The following is a 17,158-nucleotide window of genomic DNA, read 5'->3' as shown; positions in this document are numbered from 1 at the left end:
TAATCAGCCTCTTTTTCATCATTTATCTTTCCAAATCCGTTTATTGTCCGCTCGAGTTGTCAATCCTAGAGCATCTAATTTTTCCAAGAATGGAATGATATACTTCCTGGATAAATCAAGTATATCCTTTGCATCCCCCACCTCAAAGTCCAGACCGGTTTGATCTTTGAGCTTTGAAACGGCTTCTTTAAATACATCTCCATGATAGGTAAATTGGTCATCAAGCACGACAATTTGCTCTGTATCTTCAAAAAACCGTTTTAGATCACCACTAAGCTGGTCTGGAATACCCGCTGAAGCGAAATAATCATTCAGGTAGCGAACCTTCAATCCATCACGCTTTAATTCATCCAACAAGGTTTCAGCTCGTTTCGCCCAACTATTCGGTACACGGGGAATGAAATCCTCTAATGCAACGAATTGCCCGCTCCGTTTAAATGCGTGGTGCGCAATTCCATTTTCAATCACAAAATCCAACAGCGGCTTGGGAAATTTTTTTTGCAGCGTTTGAATGATTTCAGCTTTATTGAGCCCTGGCTTCATCGGAAACTGATGATGGAAATCCTGCAATCGATCATATATGTCTTCTTCAATAGAATGAATTAAAATCCTAAGCGTATATTCTTTGCCGTTATAAAAGACAAAATCTGCCGCGTCTAACTGGGCAGTAATCGCAGCTTCATCTAGTGCTGTCCGTTTTATTAACTCATGAACAGGCAGGCTTTTTGCCTCCAGCAATGCGGCAGTAATCCTTTCCTTCGGGGAACCCACTTTTTTCTTTTCGAGTTCTTCAATGGTTTGGCTGCCAAACCGATATTTATTTCCCCTCGGGTCAATCACCCAGCCGCCGCCAATCGTTTCTTGGGGACTTGGCCTCCGCAAAATGAAGCGGTCGCCGCGCTTTGTCAATATTTCTTCTTCAAGCCGAAGCTGGCAGAGAATTTCGCCATTTTCCTCTTTTACTTCATTCCTGTCAAAGAAAACGATCCGTCCCATCACCTCAGAAGTGCCAATATGAAGCTTTATCGGCATCCTTTGTTTTATGATATGATCCAGTTCATCGACAAGCTGAATGGCTACATCAATGATTTTCGTGACAATAAAGTGTTCCGATGAAACAAGCACATCGCCCCGTTCCACCTCTTCTTTTGCCACACTTGACAAATTGATAGCTGCCCGCTGGCCTGCATAAGCTTTTACAGCTTGTTTGTGGTGGACCTGTATTTGTCTAGCCCGTACCTCCTGCCCCTTTGGCATGATGGTTAATGCCTGTCCTTCCTCCACTGTCCCTTCATAGACAGTCCCGCGTACCACGGTTCCTTGGCCTTTTACTGTAAACACTTGGTCAATCGGCAGACGAAACGCTCCTTTAGCATCACGCATCTCTTGGTCTTTGAGCCTTGTAATGATCAGCTCCCGAATTTGATCAATTCCTTTTTTGGAGAGGCTGTCTACCAAAACAAATGGGGAATTTTCAAATACCGTTCCTTTTAATTCCTCAAGGATATCATCTTTGACCAGTTCAATGAACTCCTTATCTACCCGATCGATTTTTGTAATAGCAATAATTCCATTCTTAACGCCTAAAAATTTCAAAATCTCAAGATGCTCCCGAGTCTGCGGCATAACTCCCTCATCAGCCGCAACAACAAGTACGACTAAATCAATTCCTGCTACGCCAGCAATCATTTGGCGGATGAACCGTTCATGTCCAGGAACATCAATGACGGAAATTTGAAGTTCTTCATCCTCATATAACGGAGCAAAACCAAGCTCTATTGAAATTTGCCGTTCCTTCTCTTCTTTCAGACGATCGGTATCAACATTTGTTAACGCCTTTGTCAGCGATGTTTTTCCATGGTCAATATGCCCTGCCATACCAATTGTAAAAAATCTTTTTTCCAAGCTTGCCACCTTCTTTACCGGTCTTCCTCTTAACTGTAGCCTGATTGGCGGGATTGTTCAAGTGTCGAATTTTAAACAGATAGAAGCGCTCCATAGGCACCAGAGAATTCCCCATTGTTCAAAAATAGGGGAAATAGTCCAAACACTGCCAGATAGTTTGCAAGTGTTGTTTTTAAAAATGGATTATCAATTAAAGTACTGCCAATCAAGACAATATTCTTTACTGTTAATGCAGCATCTATATCCGATGAAGCTGTTGTTGCCTTAAACCAGCTTAGCACTTCATCTGCCTTCTCTATTGGATATTTTTTATAGTGAATACGATTGTTTTCTTTATAAGCAATTTTTAATAGGGACCCTCCTGCATCAATACCTGCTTTTATTTCTGGCATGCCCATCACTCCTAGAATTCATTTACCTACTTTTTTGACACCTAGTGTTGATTTCCTGCCAAACCCATTAAAAAACCCCATTCTTCTTTCAAATAAGATGGGGTTGTTCCTTATCATATAAGTCTGCTGCCATTCTTTTTTTTTCAAACTTACTAATGTAGAAGCCAGGAGCTACTTCGATATCGCCTGTCAGCCGAAACCTGTGTTTTAAATATAATTTTTTGGCCGGGATGTTCTCCTTACCTGTTGATACATAGATCACATCAAAATCAGGGTATTCTTCCTCGACAGCAGCCAATAGTTTTTGGGCAATCCCTCTTCGAAAAAATTGGGGATGGACTGCCAATCGGCAAATGGTGAGCTTTTGTCCGTTGGCAGTATAGGAAACTGCCCCGATAATCTCATCCTCTTCAAAAAAACCGATAAAAGTTTCGCCGCATTCCATAAAATCAGCCAGCGTTTCCTTTAAAGGGGGAATCTCGTAAAAGTTAATTAACTTTGCTTCCACCAAATAGGCTTCCCGCTGCAGGACATATAATCTCTTTATTAAACTGCTATCCTGAAAATCTATTTTCTCAATCATTCAACCTTCCCTTTCCCTTATTAAAAATCCTTCCAGGTGAAATCAATTGATAAAACCCCTATTTTTTCATCCTCTTGTACATAGGGGTCTGAAATAGCCAAATTTGGGTTTCGGAAACAGGCTAAATTTTTATGGTAGCCGAACCTTTTGCATACCTCTGGACGTGCCGAATAGATTCCACATTTGTCATTTTCAACATCATAAAAAATACAGGTGCCGTGATACCTTGTTTGCTTCTCTAGATTGGTGCGGAGCCTCGCCGGCATTGACTTTATTTTCTTTTTAATCTTTGCAAGTTCCTTTGCTGTAATGGAGACAGGACCACAGCATAATCCCTTGCATCCTTTACAAGGCAATTGTTCCATAATTTCACCTGCTTGCTATCAATCTACGGTTTTTTAAGCCGAAATTTTGATCGTATTATAGCGAAACTTCTTCCATGCTTTCACGATAATAGATGCTCCTTGAACGCTGGTATACAAGAAATAACAACAGAATGCTTGAACAAAAAATCAGCATGGAAGCAGTTATCATACTGTAACGCAGCGGAAGCAGATCCCCTGAGAAGCCAATCAGCAAGACAAATCCGATTTGCAAAATGCTTTGAATGGTGCCAAAAATACTCGAAATCCTCCCCATGATTTCAACCGGTACATTATTTTGATAAAACGTGACTAAACCAGTATTTGAAAATGAATTAAAGAAGCCTAAAATAATAAAGCCAATCGCTGCCGCTAAAAAGGAGGAAGAAAAGGCGTAAATGAGATATCCGGCAGCCACCATTAAATAACCCAATCCAAGCAATAGTCTTATGGACAATTTTTTAGCCAAAAAAGAGAGCGCCGACGAGCCGGCGAGATAACCGATTCCTGTGATACTAACCAGCAATCCGTAATCCGTTTCAGACAACCCGATCACATTTTGAATAAAAACGACTTCTTGAGCATCCATTCCAAGTGCGATAATCCAGAAAAATTGTCCAAGAAAGAACACTCCTGCTATATAGGAATGCGCCTTTGAATACGACCAGACTTGCTTCCAGTCATCAATCAGCATCTTAATGGTTAAAGCCTGCGACTCCTTCCCGGCCTTCTCCACATTTGGCAGCAGGTACAGGAGATAAGCCGATATGAGAAACGATATGGCATTAATCCAAATTGCAGCATTGACGGAAGTTACCAGAAGCAGGACACCCGCAATAGCCGGTCCTACGACTAATGCCCCAGAGGATACAAATCCCCGGAATGAGTTAAATTGTTTGCGATTTTCAACGCTGATTAAACTTGTAATATATGTAACAGAAGCCGGTTCAAAGAAAGCTTTTGCAGCCGATAAAAGAAACAAAGAAACATAAATCAACCAAATTGAAGGCAGAAACGGGATAATGGCAACTAACAGGGCCCTGATTAAATCAGTCAGGATCATCAATTGCCGCTTATTGGCCCTGTCGATGATACTGCCAGACCAAAACTTAGTCAGAATGGCTGCAATGGGTCCAATAATCCATAATCCAGCAACAGCCGCAGCAGAGCCTGTTAAATCTAAAACAAAAATATTGATAGCTATAATATAAACGAAATCACCTAATGAGGAAATCCCTATCCCCCATAATAGTAATAACGAATTGCTTTTATTGTCCATTTCGGCAGATACTTGCAATTTAAACCCTCTTTCGTCGTTCTAATAATTCGAATCGCGCGAATCTTTATTCTTTGAAAATATTATTACATAGATAAGGGTATTTTCCAATTTCATAAAGTTGGGAAATATTTATCTCACCCATCCCTACTGAGTGAAATGTAAATTATATTGACTTTTCTGTTTATTTTGAATACCATCTGATTCAACAAGATAAAATTTATGTTTCATAGGGGGAAGGAATTTGAAATATGACGTGGCTGTGGTTGGAGCAGGACTAGCAGGGCTGGCAGCTGTTTCCGAGCTGGCGGATGCTGGTAAAAAAGTTCTTTTATTAGACCAGGAACCTGAAGCATCACTTGGCGGCCAGGCGTGGTGGTCGTTTGGAGGCTTATTTTTGGTTGATTCGCCTGAGCAGCGCCGAATGGGAATTAAGGATTCCAAGGAACTGGCATGGCAGGATTGGTTAGGTGCGGCAGGATTTGACCGGGAAGAGGATGAAGACTATTGGGCAAAAAAATGGGCAGAGGCCTACGTGGACTTCGCTGCAGGCGAAAAACGCCAATGGTTATATGAGATGGGCGTCCGATTTTTCCCTGTTGTGGGCTGGGCCGAACGCGGCGGTTATTTGGCAGATGGCCACGGCAACTCCGTGCCGCGTTTTCACATTGTATGGGGGACTGGCCCTGGAATTGTTAAGCCATTTGAGGAAAGAGTCCGCAAAGCAATTGCAAATGGTCTTGTCGATTATCGCCCACGGCACAGGGTAAACGAATTGATGACTGAGAATGGTGCCGTCATTGGCACAAGGGGCGATATCCTAGTCCCTAGTCATGCTGCCCGCGGGGAATCCAGTTCGCGTGAAAGAATAGGAGATTTTGAGTTTCAAGCCCAAGCCGTCATCGTGACCAGCGGCGGCATTGGCGGTAATCATGAGTTAATCCGTAAAAACTGGCCATCACGGCTGGGGTCTGCCCCGAGAAATATGATTTCAGGAGTCCCTGCCCATGTCGATGGACGAATGTTGGCAATCACTGAACAGGCTGGCGGAAGAATCGTTAACCGAGACCGGATGTGGCATTACACAGAGGGCATTAAAAACTGGAATCCCGTTTGGCCGATGCATGGAATTCGGATTTTACCCGGTCCTTCGTCGCTTTGGCTTGATGCGAAAGGAAAGCGTTTCTCCGCTCCTAATTTTCCTGGATTCGATACACTCGGTACCTTAGACGCGATTATGAAATCCGGTTACGATTATTCTTGGTTTATTTTAACGGAAAAAATGATTGAAAAAGAATTTGCCCTGTCAGGCTCAGAACAAAATCCTGATCTTACAGGCAAGAGCATTAAAAAGGTCTTATCACGAATCCTTCCCGGTCCGACCGTTCCAGTCAAGGCATTCATGGAGAAGGGAGAAGATTTTGTCATCTCCCAATCGCTGCCTGAGCTCGTTGCAGGAATGAACAAGCTTGCCGGAAACCAGCTGCTGAATCTTGCGGAGATTGAACGGCAAATACATGCCCGGGATCGGGAAATCGAGAACAAATTTACTAAAGACCTGCAGATTACGGCCATGCGCGGCGCAAGAAATTATCTTGGCGATAAATTGATCAGGGTTGCACCGCCGCATAAAATTCTTGATCCAAAGGCCGGCCCGTTAATTGCCGTCAGGCTGAATATTGTTACCCGCAAGACACTTGGCGGCCTGCAAACTGATTTATCAGGCAGAGTCTTGGATTCCATTGGCAGCCCGGTCCCGGGACTGTATGCCGCTGGTGAGGTGTCAGGATTTGGCGGCGGCGGCGTCCATGGGTACCGCTCATTGGAAGGAACTTTCCTTGGCGGCTGTCTGTTCACTGGCCGACAGACTGGACGTGCTATTGTGAAGGAATTATCTTAGCTTTTTCACATTCATTGGAAGCTGGATTTGCGATTCGCAAATAAACAGCGATAATTCGCAAATAAAAATCAAGAATTCGCGAATAAACCTTAGAATTTCGCAAATAGGAATGATAATTGGCATCGTTAGGCCGTGAAAGCGGCAATTTTAATTAAAAAAACAGGGCTTCCTAAAGAAAATCTTTAAGAAACCCTGTCTTTTAATTAATAAACACAAACTCTGTCCTGCTCCCGGTTTGGCCAGCAATCACTTCAAGTCTGGCATCAATCCGTTCCTTTAATTCAGGTACGTGGGAAATGATTCCGACTAAGCGCCCGCTGCTTTGAATATCCATTAATGCTTCAATGGCTTGATCAAGGGACTCTGGGTCCAGTGTGCCAAATCCTTCATCAATAAACATGGTTTCTAATGATACACCGCCTGCATAATTTTGCACTACATCCGCCAGGCCAAGCGCCAACGATAAAGAAGCTTTAAAGCTTTCCCCTCCAGACAGCGTTTTAACATGGCGTTCCTGTCCTGTGTATTGGTCAAATACCAGCAATTCCAAGCCGCTTTGGGCATTTCCCTTCGCACGATCTGTTTTTCTCAACAGCCGGAAACGTCCTGACGTCATTTTCCTGAGCCTGATATTCGCTTCTTGTAAAATATCATCTAAAAAGGAGGCAAGCACATACCTTTCAAAGGTAATTTTAAAGTTATTGTCACCTTTGGCAATTTTATAAAGATGCCCAATCAGCTTGTATCTTTCCTCCAGCTGTTTAACCTTTTCATTTAACGCCTGGACACGCTGATATATTTCCTCATTGTTTTGTCTTATAACCAGCAGGTCGGTTCGTTCTTGGTTCAGTGATTCGAGTTCATGATTCACTTTATCGAGTTCAGCTCTCAAGCCATTTATATCAGGCAGGTCCACATTCAATAAACGTTCCGTTAATTCTGCGAGCCTGTCCGAAACTGATCGTAAATCCTCATGGTAAAGGCGGATATCTGCGGCAAGCTGCTGAATTTCAGCTTCAGAAAGCTTTGAAGCATGGTATTGTGCATAATTTTCAAAGCCTTGTTCAACAAGCCGATTCTTAAACAGCTCCCGCTCTATTTTTAGTTCCTGCTGCTTGGTGATAAAAAGAGTCTCAGCATCTTTCAATCTAGCAGCTTCAGCGGAGAGCCTTTCCTTGGCTGCATTGAAATTCTGCTGAGCTTGCTCCAGCTGTTTCAACATTTTTTGATGGTTCAGCTGTGCTTGGGACAAAACACGCTCATATTCAGCTTCAGAACGAAGATTCTCTGGAATCGAGTTCATGAGCCTTTCCAATTTTGTTCTCTTTTCTGTCACCTGAACCGTCAAATCATTGACTTCCTTCGCCATGTCGGAAATGGCCTTTTGTAAGAAAGCACTAGTTTGCTCCCCTTTTTCAATCCGTTCCACGATCTGCTGCAGCTGGTTAATTTTCAAGGAAAGCCATTCTTGAGTTTGGACTAAAGTGTTTTTCGAAGAAGTGATCTCCGCTTTTGCATAAGGAAGATCGTTAACTGAAAAATCTTCACGTGAATGGCGAATTTCCTGCAATAACTCTTGCAAAGCTTCTGTCTGGCGTCTTTCCTCTGCTTGACATTGATAAAGTATGGTTTCATCTGCCGATTTTGTCGTTTCCCACTTTGCGGCCTGCTCTTTTGCTGCTTTTAAGTCCTCCTGGTTCGGAATTTGTCCATCCATTTTCAGGGCTGGAGCAGGGTGATGGTTTGATCCACAGACCGGACAAGGTTCCCCCTCCATTAGTGTCGCAGCCAATACCGCAGCTTGTCCATGCAGCCACTTTCTCTCAAGTTCCTCTACAAGCGCTTTAGCATCAATTAATCGCGCCAGGCTATTTTCATACCGTTCTGTTGCCGCTTTTAACAACTGTTCCGCTTTTTGATGCTGAATGGACTTGTCTTCGAACTTTGCCAGTCGTTCCAGCTCTGCCTCGAATTTTTCTATCTTCGCTTTATTTTCTAAATAAGCAATTTTACCTTGTTCAATTTCATCTTTTTGTTGTCTTAATGACCTTAACTGCAGCTCATTTTGTTCATATCGATGTTGATAATCTTGATGTTTTCTGTTTGCTGCATTTAGGTCTGCTTCCATTTGGCCTGTCTCTTTCTTTAACCTTTCAAATGAATAAACATCCTCTTTCATATTCAATAGCAGGTTAATTTGCTCTAAAGACTCCTGCCGTTCACTCTCGCGGTCTGTTTCTGTCTGCAGGCGCTGTTCAAACTGTTTTGCTTGAGCTTCCAGACTGCTTAGATTGGCCATTAAATTCTTCACATTATCCTCTGCCCGATCCATATCGCGCTTTAAACGGTGGCAAGCCTCTTCCTTGCTCTCCAGCAGCGCTGCCTTTTGGGCCAGCTGAACTAGATTCTCTTTTTCTTCGAACAATTGTTTTTGAGATTCGAGTTCCGCTTTTTGAAGCTCTAACTCCTGCTTTTTTTGCAGATGTTTCAGTATCTCCTGAGCTTCTAAAAGCTTGGAGGCCAGGCTCTCTTTTTCCAAGCCCTTTTGTTTCATTTGCTCTTCCTTTTGCTTGATCCTTCTGCCCATGCTCTCAATTTCATTTAATAACAATGGCATGATTATCACATCGTTCAGACTGTCAGCATCCAGATAGGCTTGAAGCTCTTCGTTTGTCATGGCTTGGATACGCCGGATGGCTTCATTTCTTAATTGAACTTTATCATCAACCGACTTCTTCAGTTCGGTTGCTTCTTCTTTCAGCTTTTCTTCAATGATTTTATACAGCTGCGTATGAAATAGCCGCTGCAAAATGACTTCTTTGTCCTTGCTGTCTGAAGTGAGGAGCTTTCTAAATTCTCCTTGGGGAATCATGAGAATCTGCCGGAACTGATTGGCATCAATCAGCATGATCTCTTTAATCTTTTCTTCGACATCGCTGATTTTGGAAGCCAGAAGCAGCTTTTCACCATTTTCAATCGCATATAGCTCAGCTTTAGCCCCAATTTGCGTATAGCCGTCCCCCTTATCCTTCTTTTTGAGCTGCTGCGGGGATCGGGTAATCGAGTAGATTTTGTTCCGCAGTGAAAAATCAAGGGACACTTCCGTTAACAGCACATCTTTGGCGAATTGGCTCCTAAGCTCTGGGCCGTTCCGGTCCTCTCCGCTCGCCTTCCCATAGATGGCATAACTGATGGCGTCAAAGATTGTTGTTTTACCGGAACCGGTTTTTCCGGAAATGACAAACATTGTCCTGTTCCCCAGTGCAGTAAAATCAATTATTTCCGTTTCTGCATACGGACCAAATGCCTTCATAGTCAATTTTAAGGGTCTCATCTTGCCACTTCCCCTCGCAGCGCATTTTCAATAATATCGATCATGACTGATTTTTTTTCCTCGGAAAATTCGGATGTTGTCATGTCAGAATAAAATTGTTCAAATAACTCTATTTCAGTTTTCTTCTCGCTTTTTATTGAGTTAAAAGACTGTATTTTCTTTTGATCCGTCAGCTCAATTTTTCGTTCAAGATGAAGGACGTTCGGATAGACTTGACGCAATTTGTTGATGGGGTCGAGAATTTCCCCTTCATCCAATAAGGTAATTTTTAAATAATCCTGAACGCGCTGTTTTTCATAAAATTGCGGATCCAATAGTTCATTCATATACCCCTCGACTTCACGCATGTCATGGGTGGGTTTCAACGACCGCGAGCGATGATGAAAGTTTCCCCTTTCATCCATATCAATAATGGAGATGGACTTATTTTGCTTTGCTTCAGAAAACGAGTATTTCAACAGGGAACCCGAATATTTGACGGTTTGATGCCGGATGGCCTCAGGGCTGTGTAAGTGGCCTAGAGCCGTATAGGAAAACGGCTCGAAAAGGTCGGCTGTAACACATCCTGAGCCGCCTACGGATAACATCCGTTCAGAATCCGAGGTTTGGCCGCCCAATACAAAGGCATGACCGACTAATATGTTTGGTTCATTTGGATTCATCTTTTCTTCTATTTTGCCAATTAATGCCTTCATGGCATCCTGATGAGAATGGATCGAATCATCATGTAAAAGCTGACGGACAACGCCTGGTTCTGCGTAGGGAACCAGATAAAAATTGGCTCCATTCATTCGAACCGGTTCAAAGTCATTCGTTAATTTGCCAGTCAAGTAGAACTGACTGTTCCTGTACCAAGAGCTTCCAAAAGAAAGCCGCTCTGCGCTGTCATGGTTGCCCGCTATCGCAACTATCGGAGTTTTCAGCTCGACATTTATTTTGAAAAGGATTTCGTCCAGCAGTTCTACTGCATCGGTCGGCGGAACGGAACGGTCATACAGGTCGCCCGCAATGACAACTGCGTCTGGTTGTTCCTCCGCTACAATTTCAACAAATTGTTCCAATGCCTCCCGTTGATTTTCAGTCATATAGACTCCATGGACTAATTTGCCTAAGTGCCAATCGGCTGTATGGATAAATTTCATCTGCCTCACCCCGTCTAAAGAACTTTGTACAATACTGCTATTATAGCAAAATATGAATCATGTTTGACTTGGAATTGATTTCTTATGGATTGAGAAGCTTGGAGAATGAGAGGAATTGATGCTGGATTTTACAGGGTTCTTCTATAGTTTTAGCGGTTAAGGGCACTTTCTTGTTTTTTTGGTGAAATTGTCTTTAAGCTGCTTCCTTTACAGACATTTCTTCGAGGCTTTTCACTTGTTTCGTCCTTAAGAGGCTTCCTTAAAGACATTTCTTCATGATTTTCCCTAGGTTTTGTCCTTAAGAGGCCCCATTAAAGACATTTTCTCCTGGATTTTTTAAAAGCTTTGTCATTTAAGATCCATTAAAAAACAGTCCAGAGAAATCTGGACTGTTGTAATTAGCGTAATTGGGAATTACTTCTTAGTTACGTTAGCAGCTTGTGGTCCACGAGCTCCTTCAACAACTTCGAAAGAAACTTCTTGACCTTCTTCTAAAGTTTTGAAACCTTCTGATTGGATAGCAGAGTAATGAACGAAAACGTCGTTACCGTCTTCTCCTTCGATGAATCCGAAACCTTTTTCTGAGTTAAACCATTTTACCTTACCGTTTTTCATGTAAAAAAATCCTCCTATTGGCTTGCCAACAAGCCATGTGTAAAATTCACCAAATTACAACGTGATAGCTTTACTTTCATACTCTTATCCAAACAACGGTTTGAACCCTTTGAACAAGCATAACATAAATCTATTCTCGTGCAACGGCTGTTTACAATTTATCATTTATCATTTTGTTTGTCAAGAATCCGGGATGTGACATAAGTTGACACAAACAGCTATTAATTGACTAACGGCCTTCATTTTCCCCGCCCATTCATCCACCCGTTCGCTGCTATCGAATCAGAAATTGTCGGTTTTTGCAGAAAATTTTTTAGGCGATAGTTTAGCAGATTCTGTTTATTTTTGGATATTATGGCTTTGCAGGACAATATTTCGGTCAATCTTGCCCAATCTGCATTTAATCCCTTTCATAATCTCCTGAATTAACAGCTCCAGCCCAATATACGCTAGCGATGGGAAATCAGCAAACAGTCTTTTGACCTCCCATTTTAATTCGTTCTTCCCGCAAATGCTATGACGGTTAATTTGTTCTACCTCTTCCTTTATTTTACTCATTTCAAGATTCCGGTCTTCCCCGCTTAACTGATCAACCTCATCCAATCGTTTAAGAAACTCAACGGATTTTAAAATTTTATATGCAACCTCATCGTGGACATCTTTTTCGATCAGATTATGATTGTATTTAAACTCATTTAAACGCAAGGCTGAATCGTATGTTGCCTGAACAATTTCTTCCCGGGTCATTTTATTTGTTTCATAGCTGAGCATGTTTTTCCAGGAAGGCTGCTTCATTGCCTCACGGAAGTCCTCCAGCGTATGACAGAATTTTTTATAGCCATACGTTTCCGGATGCTCAAAAGCCGGACTCCCAGGATCAAGAAATGGAGAGAGCGGTGCTATAAAATAAGAAATCTTTGGACTTTCGGAACACTCTTTGTGAATAATTTCACAAAAATCCACATTCCTTATAGCACTATCATAATCCTGATTAGGGATTCCCGTCATAAAAAATAAATCAATTTTGGAACATCCATGTTTTAAGGCAAATTGGAGCATTTCTATGACTTTCACATTTGTACAAGGCAGCTTGCCGTTATATTTGCGAATATCCTCATCAGCGGATTCAAGTGTCAACTCGATACTGTATTTTGGCATGGCTTTATTTAACCGTTTAAAAAACTCTTCATCCGCATAATTAAATAATTCAAAGACTAGTTCATTTTTTAAATCCATTTGCTCCAAGCCGCTAAGAAATTCATTGACATATTCCGGACCGCCTTGACGGATATCATTTAACAAAAAGATCGGTGCCCGTGTGAATCTCTGAATTAAAGCGATATCTTCAAGCATTTTTTTCGGTGACCGCATGACCAGCTTCTTCCGATTGCAGTTCAATTCATAAGCATCTTTGGAACCGCCGCAAATTAAACAATTATAGGAACACCCTTTTGAAGTTAAAATCGCTGTATTTGGATACTGCAGCCAACCCTTGTACGGCAATGGATCCAGCAGATTGAAATATTTAAAGACAGATCGGATCACGTAGCCATAACCAGGAAAATCAAATTCATCGAGATTATCAGGAACATAAGACAATTCATTATAAAAGCTCCTGCCATCCTGTTTCCAAGTTAAATTCGGAATGTCAGAGAAATCGTTATTTCTTCCTGCTTCCAGTTTATTAAGAAGCATTAAGATGAGTTTTTCTGTTGTATCGCCGCGGACCACAAAATCAATCCACGGATACTTGATTAACTCTTTATGAAAATATGTACTAGATAGCCCTCCAAACAAAACAGGTGTATCCGGGTGATATTTTTTTACAATTTTCGCCAGCTCGACACTGCCGTGAGCGTGCGGAAGCCAGTGAAGATCAATGCCGAAAGCCTTGGTTTTGATTTTCTTGATTTTTTTTTCGACATTAAAGTCAGGATTTAGCAGCATACGATTAGCAATATTGATAATCTTCACCTTTAACCCGAATCGCTCTAAATAATCTCCGATACTTGTTAAACCGATTGGATACATTTCAAAGACGGGTGAAGATGGAACTACATCGCTGATTGGTCCGGTAAATAGCATTTCATTGCGGAAATCATATACTGTCGGCGGGTGAAGCAGCACTAAATCATACATTGTTCAGTCACCTTCCATTCTGTAATTAGTTCATTCCACCTTAATAGTAATCCAAATGCCCCTCTAAAGAAGTGAAGAATTATTACAATAATATGAAAAAGATCTTCTTTCACACAGCCGTTTGCAAAAAAAAACGCCGGAGATTTTAATTCTTCGGCGCTGTTCCAGACAGTTCTTCATCCTCTTTAAACTTATCCAATATCGTAATTATTTCAACTAAATGGTTATTGAATATCTGCCGGGCTACTGCCAACAGTTCAATAATCATTGGATCTTTAAGTGTATAAATGACCTTATTGCCATCCTTTGTTCCAGCCACAATATTTTTAGCCCGCAAGATTTGGAGCTGCTGGGAGACTGCTGATCCCTCACTCCCAGCAAGGCTCTGGATTTCATTAACGCTTTTATCCCCTTCCGCCAAAATTTCTAAGATTCGAATCCGTAATGGATGGGCAAGTGCCTTAAAAAATTCAGCTTTAAATCGCTGTATTTCTAAATTCAAATTATCATCACCTTTCTGTATTTCTAGAAGGTTGCAGTTAACTTCTTCTGGCTGCGGGCTTCTGCAGCCTCAGCCTCATTACCAGAAAGCCGCTTGCATTCTCTAAATGCGAAATGTCTGCAGCCAAGACACTTATTTTGATTAATTTGGCTTAGCCCATATTGAATCGCATCTCCAGTATGTTCAAAGAAATGCTCCTCGCCAATGATGGAATCTAAACCAGTTTTTTTGATAACACTTTCTGGTTGTGGGTTCATCCCGGATATTAATACTATACCATTTTTGGAAAAATGGCGGACAATGCTCGATAAATTGGCTTCCCCTGTTGTATCCATAAAAGGAACCCGGCCCATTCTCAGCAATAAAATTTTCGGACGGTAATGAATGGTGTCCATGATAGTTTTTTCAAAGGTATCAGCTGCTCCGAAGAAAAGCGGTCCTTCGACGTTAAAAATGCTGATTTGTGGGCAATCATACGTATCTGTCACCACACCGGAGGCCATTTTTTCATGTTTATGTCCGCGGTTTGGCAGCGCCTTTGAAGTCACCATCAAATCGCTCATTCGTTTTGTAAATAAAAGTGCAGCCATAACTAAGCCCACTTCTACAGCGGTTGTTAAATTGACAAAAACCGTTAATAAAAAGGTCACCACTAGAACAAGTGAATCTGTTGATTTTGTTTTTAACACATGGGCAAACACTTTGCGTTCGCTCATGTTCCACGCTACCACCATTAAAATGGGGGCCATACTGGCCAATGGAATATATGAAGCATAGGGAGCAAAAAATAAAAGAACAAGTAACACAACCAATCCATGGATTATGCCTGATAAAGGGCTCACTGCTCCACTTTTTATATTAGTAGCCGTTCGGGCAAGTGCCCCTGTTGCAGGAATTCCACCAAATAGGGGAGTAACCATATTTGCAATCCCCTGTCCTATCAGCTCTTTATTGCTATTATGGCGGCTGTTGGTGATACCGTCCGCAACCACGGCGGAAAGAAGCGACTCAATCCCCCCGAGCATGGCAATGACAAACGCTGGTTTAATTAATTTCACGATGATCTCGAGATTCATATGAGGGACATGAAGCTGCGGTAAAGAGCTTGGAATCTGCCCATAAGCAGTTCCAATGGTCGCTACTTCACCAGGATAAAAGATAAATGCAGCTATGGTAGAAACTAAAAGTCCAATAAGTGGACCTGGGACCTTAGGCACTAATTTCGGTGTAAACAGGATGGTAATTAAACAAATTGCCGCTGTTAACATACTGTAGCCGTTAAATGACCCTAAATGGACAATTATTTCCTTTAGATTTAGGATAAACTCTTCGTGTCTTTCGATTCCCTCTAGCCCCAGGAAACTGGCTATCTGTCCAGTAAAGATCGTTACAGCGATTCCTGCTGTAAAACCAATCGTTACGGGTCTTGGGATATATTTAATCAACGATCCCAATTTAAATATCCCCATTAAAAGGAGTAAGATTCCGGCCATAAAACCCGCAATGAGCAGGTTTTCGTAGCCGTAAGTCATAACAATTCCGAACAAAATCGGAATAAATGCACCGGTCGGGCCCCCGATTTGGTACTTGGAGCCGCCAAATAAGGAAATCAGGATCCCAGCAACAACGGTCGTATAGATTCCATACTCTGGCTTCACCCCGGAAGCTATTGCAAATGCCATACCCAATGGAATGGCAATGACTCCTACAATCAGCCCTGACAAAAAATCTTTTGGCAGGCTGCTGATCGAATATTGATGGAACCTATTTTCACTAAACATATTCACCCTTCTTATCTTCTTATTTTTGTATATCTGATTATTTGAATATAGAATAATAGAATTAAAGATGCAAGTATTTTTTCACGAAATTTCCATTTGTTTTATAAAACGGAACGTGCTATAATGATGGAGCGATGAGCTGAGTTGCATAAGTCGAGAAACATTTCCTTTAGGAGCACACAATGTGGAGTGTGGTTTACTCGCCGCAATACGCAAAGGCGCCTGTTTATAAACAGGCGCCTTTTTTATTTCTTCAGATAAAATTAGCACTTTTTTCCTAAATATTTTACAATAAAAAAGGATAAGAAAATGTGGAGGGATGAGCCATGAATAACCACGAAATTGATTACAAGATTTACGGCGATGATATGCAATTTGTTGAGGTCGAACTTGATCCGCGGGAAACCGTTATCGCGGAAGCAGGCAGCTTTATGATGATGGAAGATGACATACATATGGAGACCATTTTTGGAGACGGTTCTGGCGGAGGCGGCGGCGGGCTTATGGGCAAGCTGTTCACAGCCGGGAAACGTGTTCTTACTGGTGAAAGCTTATTCATGACTACCTTCACGAATATCGGCTCTGCCAAGCGCCATGTTTCATTTGCCTCTCCCTATCCAGGGAAAATTATCCCAATGGACTTAACCCAATATGGCGGAAAGATTATCTGCCAAAAGGATGCTTTCCTTGCAGCAGCCAAAGGGGTTCAGGTGGGAATTGAATTTCAGCGAAAAATCGGTGTCGGATTCTTCGGCGGCGAAGGCTTTATCATGCAAAAACTCGAGGGCGACGGAATGGCATTTGTCCATGCCGGAGGAACCATTATTAAGAAAGATTTGCTTCCTGGCCAATCATTAAGGGTAGATACCGGTTGTTTAGTTGCCCTTACAAGTAATGTTCAATACAATATCGAATTTGTTAAAGGTGTGAAAACAGCCTTATTTGGCGGCGAAGGCTTATTCTTTGCCACATTAAGAGGACCTGGTTCAGTCTGGATACAATCCCTGCCATTCAGCCGCCTTGCAAGCCGCGTCTTTGCCGCTGCGCCGCAACGCGGGGGTTCCAAAGACGAAGGCAGCATTGCCAGAGGCATTTTCGATATGTTTAATGGAGATTAATTTCTATTTAAAAACGGGATCATCCACCGATCCCCAGATTGTCGAGAAAGGGTATTTTTCTCGGCAATTTTTTATTATCACAGAATCTAAATACCAAATTTATTGATTG

General features: G+C 42.0%; 13 protein-coding genes. 2 read left to right on the top strand and 11 right to left on the bottom strand.

The annotated features are described in order from the left end of the window. Positions 1–18: 18 nt before the first annotated feature. The 5 genes from selB to NFS43_RS19450 all read right to left on the bottom strand — a co-directional run bounded on the left by selB (position 19) and on the right by NFS43_RS19450 (position 4,539). Positions 19–1,905 carry a selenocysteine-specific translation elongation factor gene (gene selB, locus NFS43_RS19470; RefSeq protein ID WP_251554453.1) on the bottom strand — a complete coding sequence of 629 codons (1,887 nt, stop codon included), beginning with the start codon at positions 1,903–1,905 and terminating at the stop codon, positions 19–21. Between the two features lie 71 nt (positions 1,906–1,976). Continuing rightward, positions 1,977–2,297, bottom strand: coding sequence for an acetate and sugar kinases/Hsc70/actin family protein (locus NFS43_RS19465; RefSeq protein WP_251554452.1), 321 nt, complete (start codon positions 2,295–2,297; stop codon positions 1,977–1,979). An 88-nt stretch (positions 2,298–2,385) separates the two neighbouring features. Continuing rightward, positions 2,386–2,880 (bottom strand): GNAT family N-acetyltransferase, encoded by a 495-nt coding sequence (locus tag NFS43_RS19460; RefSeq protein WP_251554451.1) that lies wholly within the window; start codon positions 2,878–2,880, stop codon positions 2,386–2,388. Between the two features lie 20 nt (positions 2,881–2,900). Next, the gene (locus NFS43_RS19455; protein ID WP_251554450.1) at positions 2,901–3,245 is read right to left on the bottom strand and encodes a YkgJ family cysteine cluster protein; all 345 of its coding nucleotides are present in this window, start codon (positions 3,243–3,245) and stop codon (positions 2,901–2,903) included. A gap of 55 nt (positions 3,246–3,300) precedes the next feature. Then, positions 3,301–4,539 carry an MFS transporter gene (locus NFS43_RS19450; protein ID WP_251554449.1) on the bottom strand — a complete coding sequence of 413 codons (1,239 nt, stop codon included), beginning with the start codon at positions 4,537–4,539 and terminating at the stop codon, positions 3,301–3,303. A gap of 223 nt (positions 4,540–4,762) precedes the next feature. Here NFS43_RS19450 and NFS43_RS19445 point away from each other — a divergent pair, with 223 nt between their 5' ends. Continuing rightward, positions 4,763–6,418 (top strand): FAD-binding dehydrogenase, encoded by a 1,656-nt coding sequence (locus tag NFS43_RS19445; RefSeq protein WP_251554448.1) that lies wholly within the window; start codon positions 4,763–4,765, stop codon positions 6,416–6,418. Between the two features lie 199 nt (positions 6,419–6,617). On the opposite strand, the gene NFS43_RS19440 is transcribed toward NFS43_RS19445, so the two are convergent. The 6 genes from NFS43_RS19440 to NFS43_RS19415 all read right to left on the bottom strand — a co-directional run bounded on the left by NFS43_RS19440 (position 6,618) and on the right by NFS43_RS19415 (position 15,931). Next, on the bottom strand, positions 6,618–9,752 hold the full coding sequence (locus NFS43_RS19440) for an SbcC/MukB-like Walker B domain-containing protein (protein WP_251554447.1): 3,135 nt from the start codon (positions 9,750–9,752) through the stop codon (positions 6,618–6,620). Next, complete coding sequence (locus NFS43_RS19435; RefSeq protein ID WP_251554445.1) at positions 9,749–10,894, bottom strand: exonuclease SbcCD subunit D; 1,146 nt, start codon at positions 10,892–10,894, stop codon at positions 9,749–9,751. Before NFS43_RS19435 ends, NFS43_RS19440 begins: the two co-directional genes overlap by 4 nt. A gap of 414 nt (positions 10,895–11,308) precedes the next feature. Then, on the bottom strand, positions 11,309–11,509 hold the full coding sequence (locus NFS43_RS19430; RefSeq protein ID WP_202654074.1) for a cold-shock protein: 201 nt from the start codon (positions 11,507–11,509) through the stop codon (positions 11,309–11,311). Between the two features lie 339 nt (positions 11,510–11,848). Further along, positions 11,849–13,648, bottom strand: coding sequence for a TIGR04190 family B12-binding domain/radical SAM domain protein (locus NFS43_RS19425; protein ID WP_251554444.1), 1,800 nt, complete (start codon positions 13,646–13,648; stop codon positions 11,849–11,851). A gap of 145 nt (positions 13,649–13,793) precedes the next feature. Beyond that, on the bottom strand, positions 13,794–14,150 hold the full coding sequence (locus tag NFS43_RS19420; protein ID WP_251554442.1) for an ArsR/SmtB family transcription factor: 357 nt from the start codon (positions 14,148–14,150) through the stop codon (positions 13,794–13,796). Positions 14,151–14,173: 23 nt separating this feature from the next. Beyond that, the gene (locus tag NFS43_RS19415; protein WP_251554440.1) at positions 14,174–15,931 is read right to left on the bottom strand and encodes a SulP family inorganic anion transporter; all 1,758 of its coding nucleotides are present in this window, start codon (positions 15,929–15,931) and stop codon (positions 14,174–14,176) included. Positions 15,932–16,257: 326 nt separating this feature from the next. On the opposite strand from NFS43_RS19415, the gene NFS43_RS19410 reads away from it, so the two are divergent. Next, the gene (locus NFS43_RS19410) at positions 16,258–17,049 is read left to right on the top strand and encodes a TIGR00266 family protein (RefSeq protein ID WP_251554438.1); all 792 of its coding nucleotides are present in this window, start codon (positions 16,258–16,260) and stop codon (positions 17,047–17,049) included. Positions 17,050–17,158: the final 109 nt, after the last annotated feature.

The organism is Neobacillus muris, from assembly GCF_943193175.1.
Taxonomy (GTDB): domain Bacteria; phylum Bacillota; class Bacilli; order Bacillales; family Cytobacillaceae; genus Neobacillus; species Neobacillus muris.
This window is presented reverse-complemented; position numbering and strand designations above follow the sequence as displayed.

Bases quoted from the DNA above. Each gene is read 5' to 3' on its own strand.
- NFS43_RS19465 (WP_251554452.1), bottom strand. From the start codon at position 2,297: ATGCCAGAAATAAAAGCAGGTATTGATGCAGGAGGGTCCCTATTAAAA.
- NFS43_RS19460 (WP_251554451.1), bottom strand. From the start codon at position 2,880: ATGATTGAGAAAATAGATTTTCAGGATAGCAGTTTAATAAAGAGATTA.
- NFS43_RS19455 (WP_251554450.1), bottom strand. From the start codon at position 3,245: ATGGAACAATTGCCTTGTAAAGGATGCAAGGGATTATGCTGTGGTCCT.
- NFS43_RS19440 (WP_251554447.1), bottom strand. From the start codon at position 9,752: ATGAGACCCTTAAAATTGACTATGAAGGCATTTGGTCCGTATGCAGAA.
- NFS43_RS19435 (WP_251554445.1), bottom strand. From the start codon at position 10,894: ATGAAATTTATCCATACAGCCGATTGGCACTTAGGCAAATTAGTCCAT.
- NFS43_RS19430 (WP_202654074.1), bottom strand. From the start codon at position 11,509: ATGAAAAACGGTAAGGTAAAATGGTTTAACTCAGAAAAAGGTTTCGGA.
- NFS43_RS19425 (WP_251554444.1), bottom strand. From the start codon at position 13,648: ATGTATGATTTAGTGCTGCTTCACCCGCCGACAGTATATGATTTCCGC.
- NFS43_RS19415 (WP_251554440.1), bottom strand. From the start codon at position 15,931: ATGTTTAGTGAAAATAGGTTCCATCAATATTCGATCAGCAGCCTGCCA.
- NFS43_RS19410 (WP_251554438.1), top strand. From the start codon at position 16,258: ATGAATAACCACGAAATTGATTACAAGATTTACGGCGATGATATGCAA.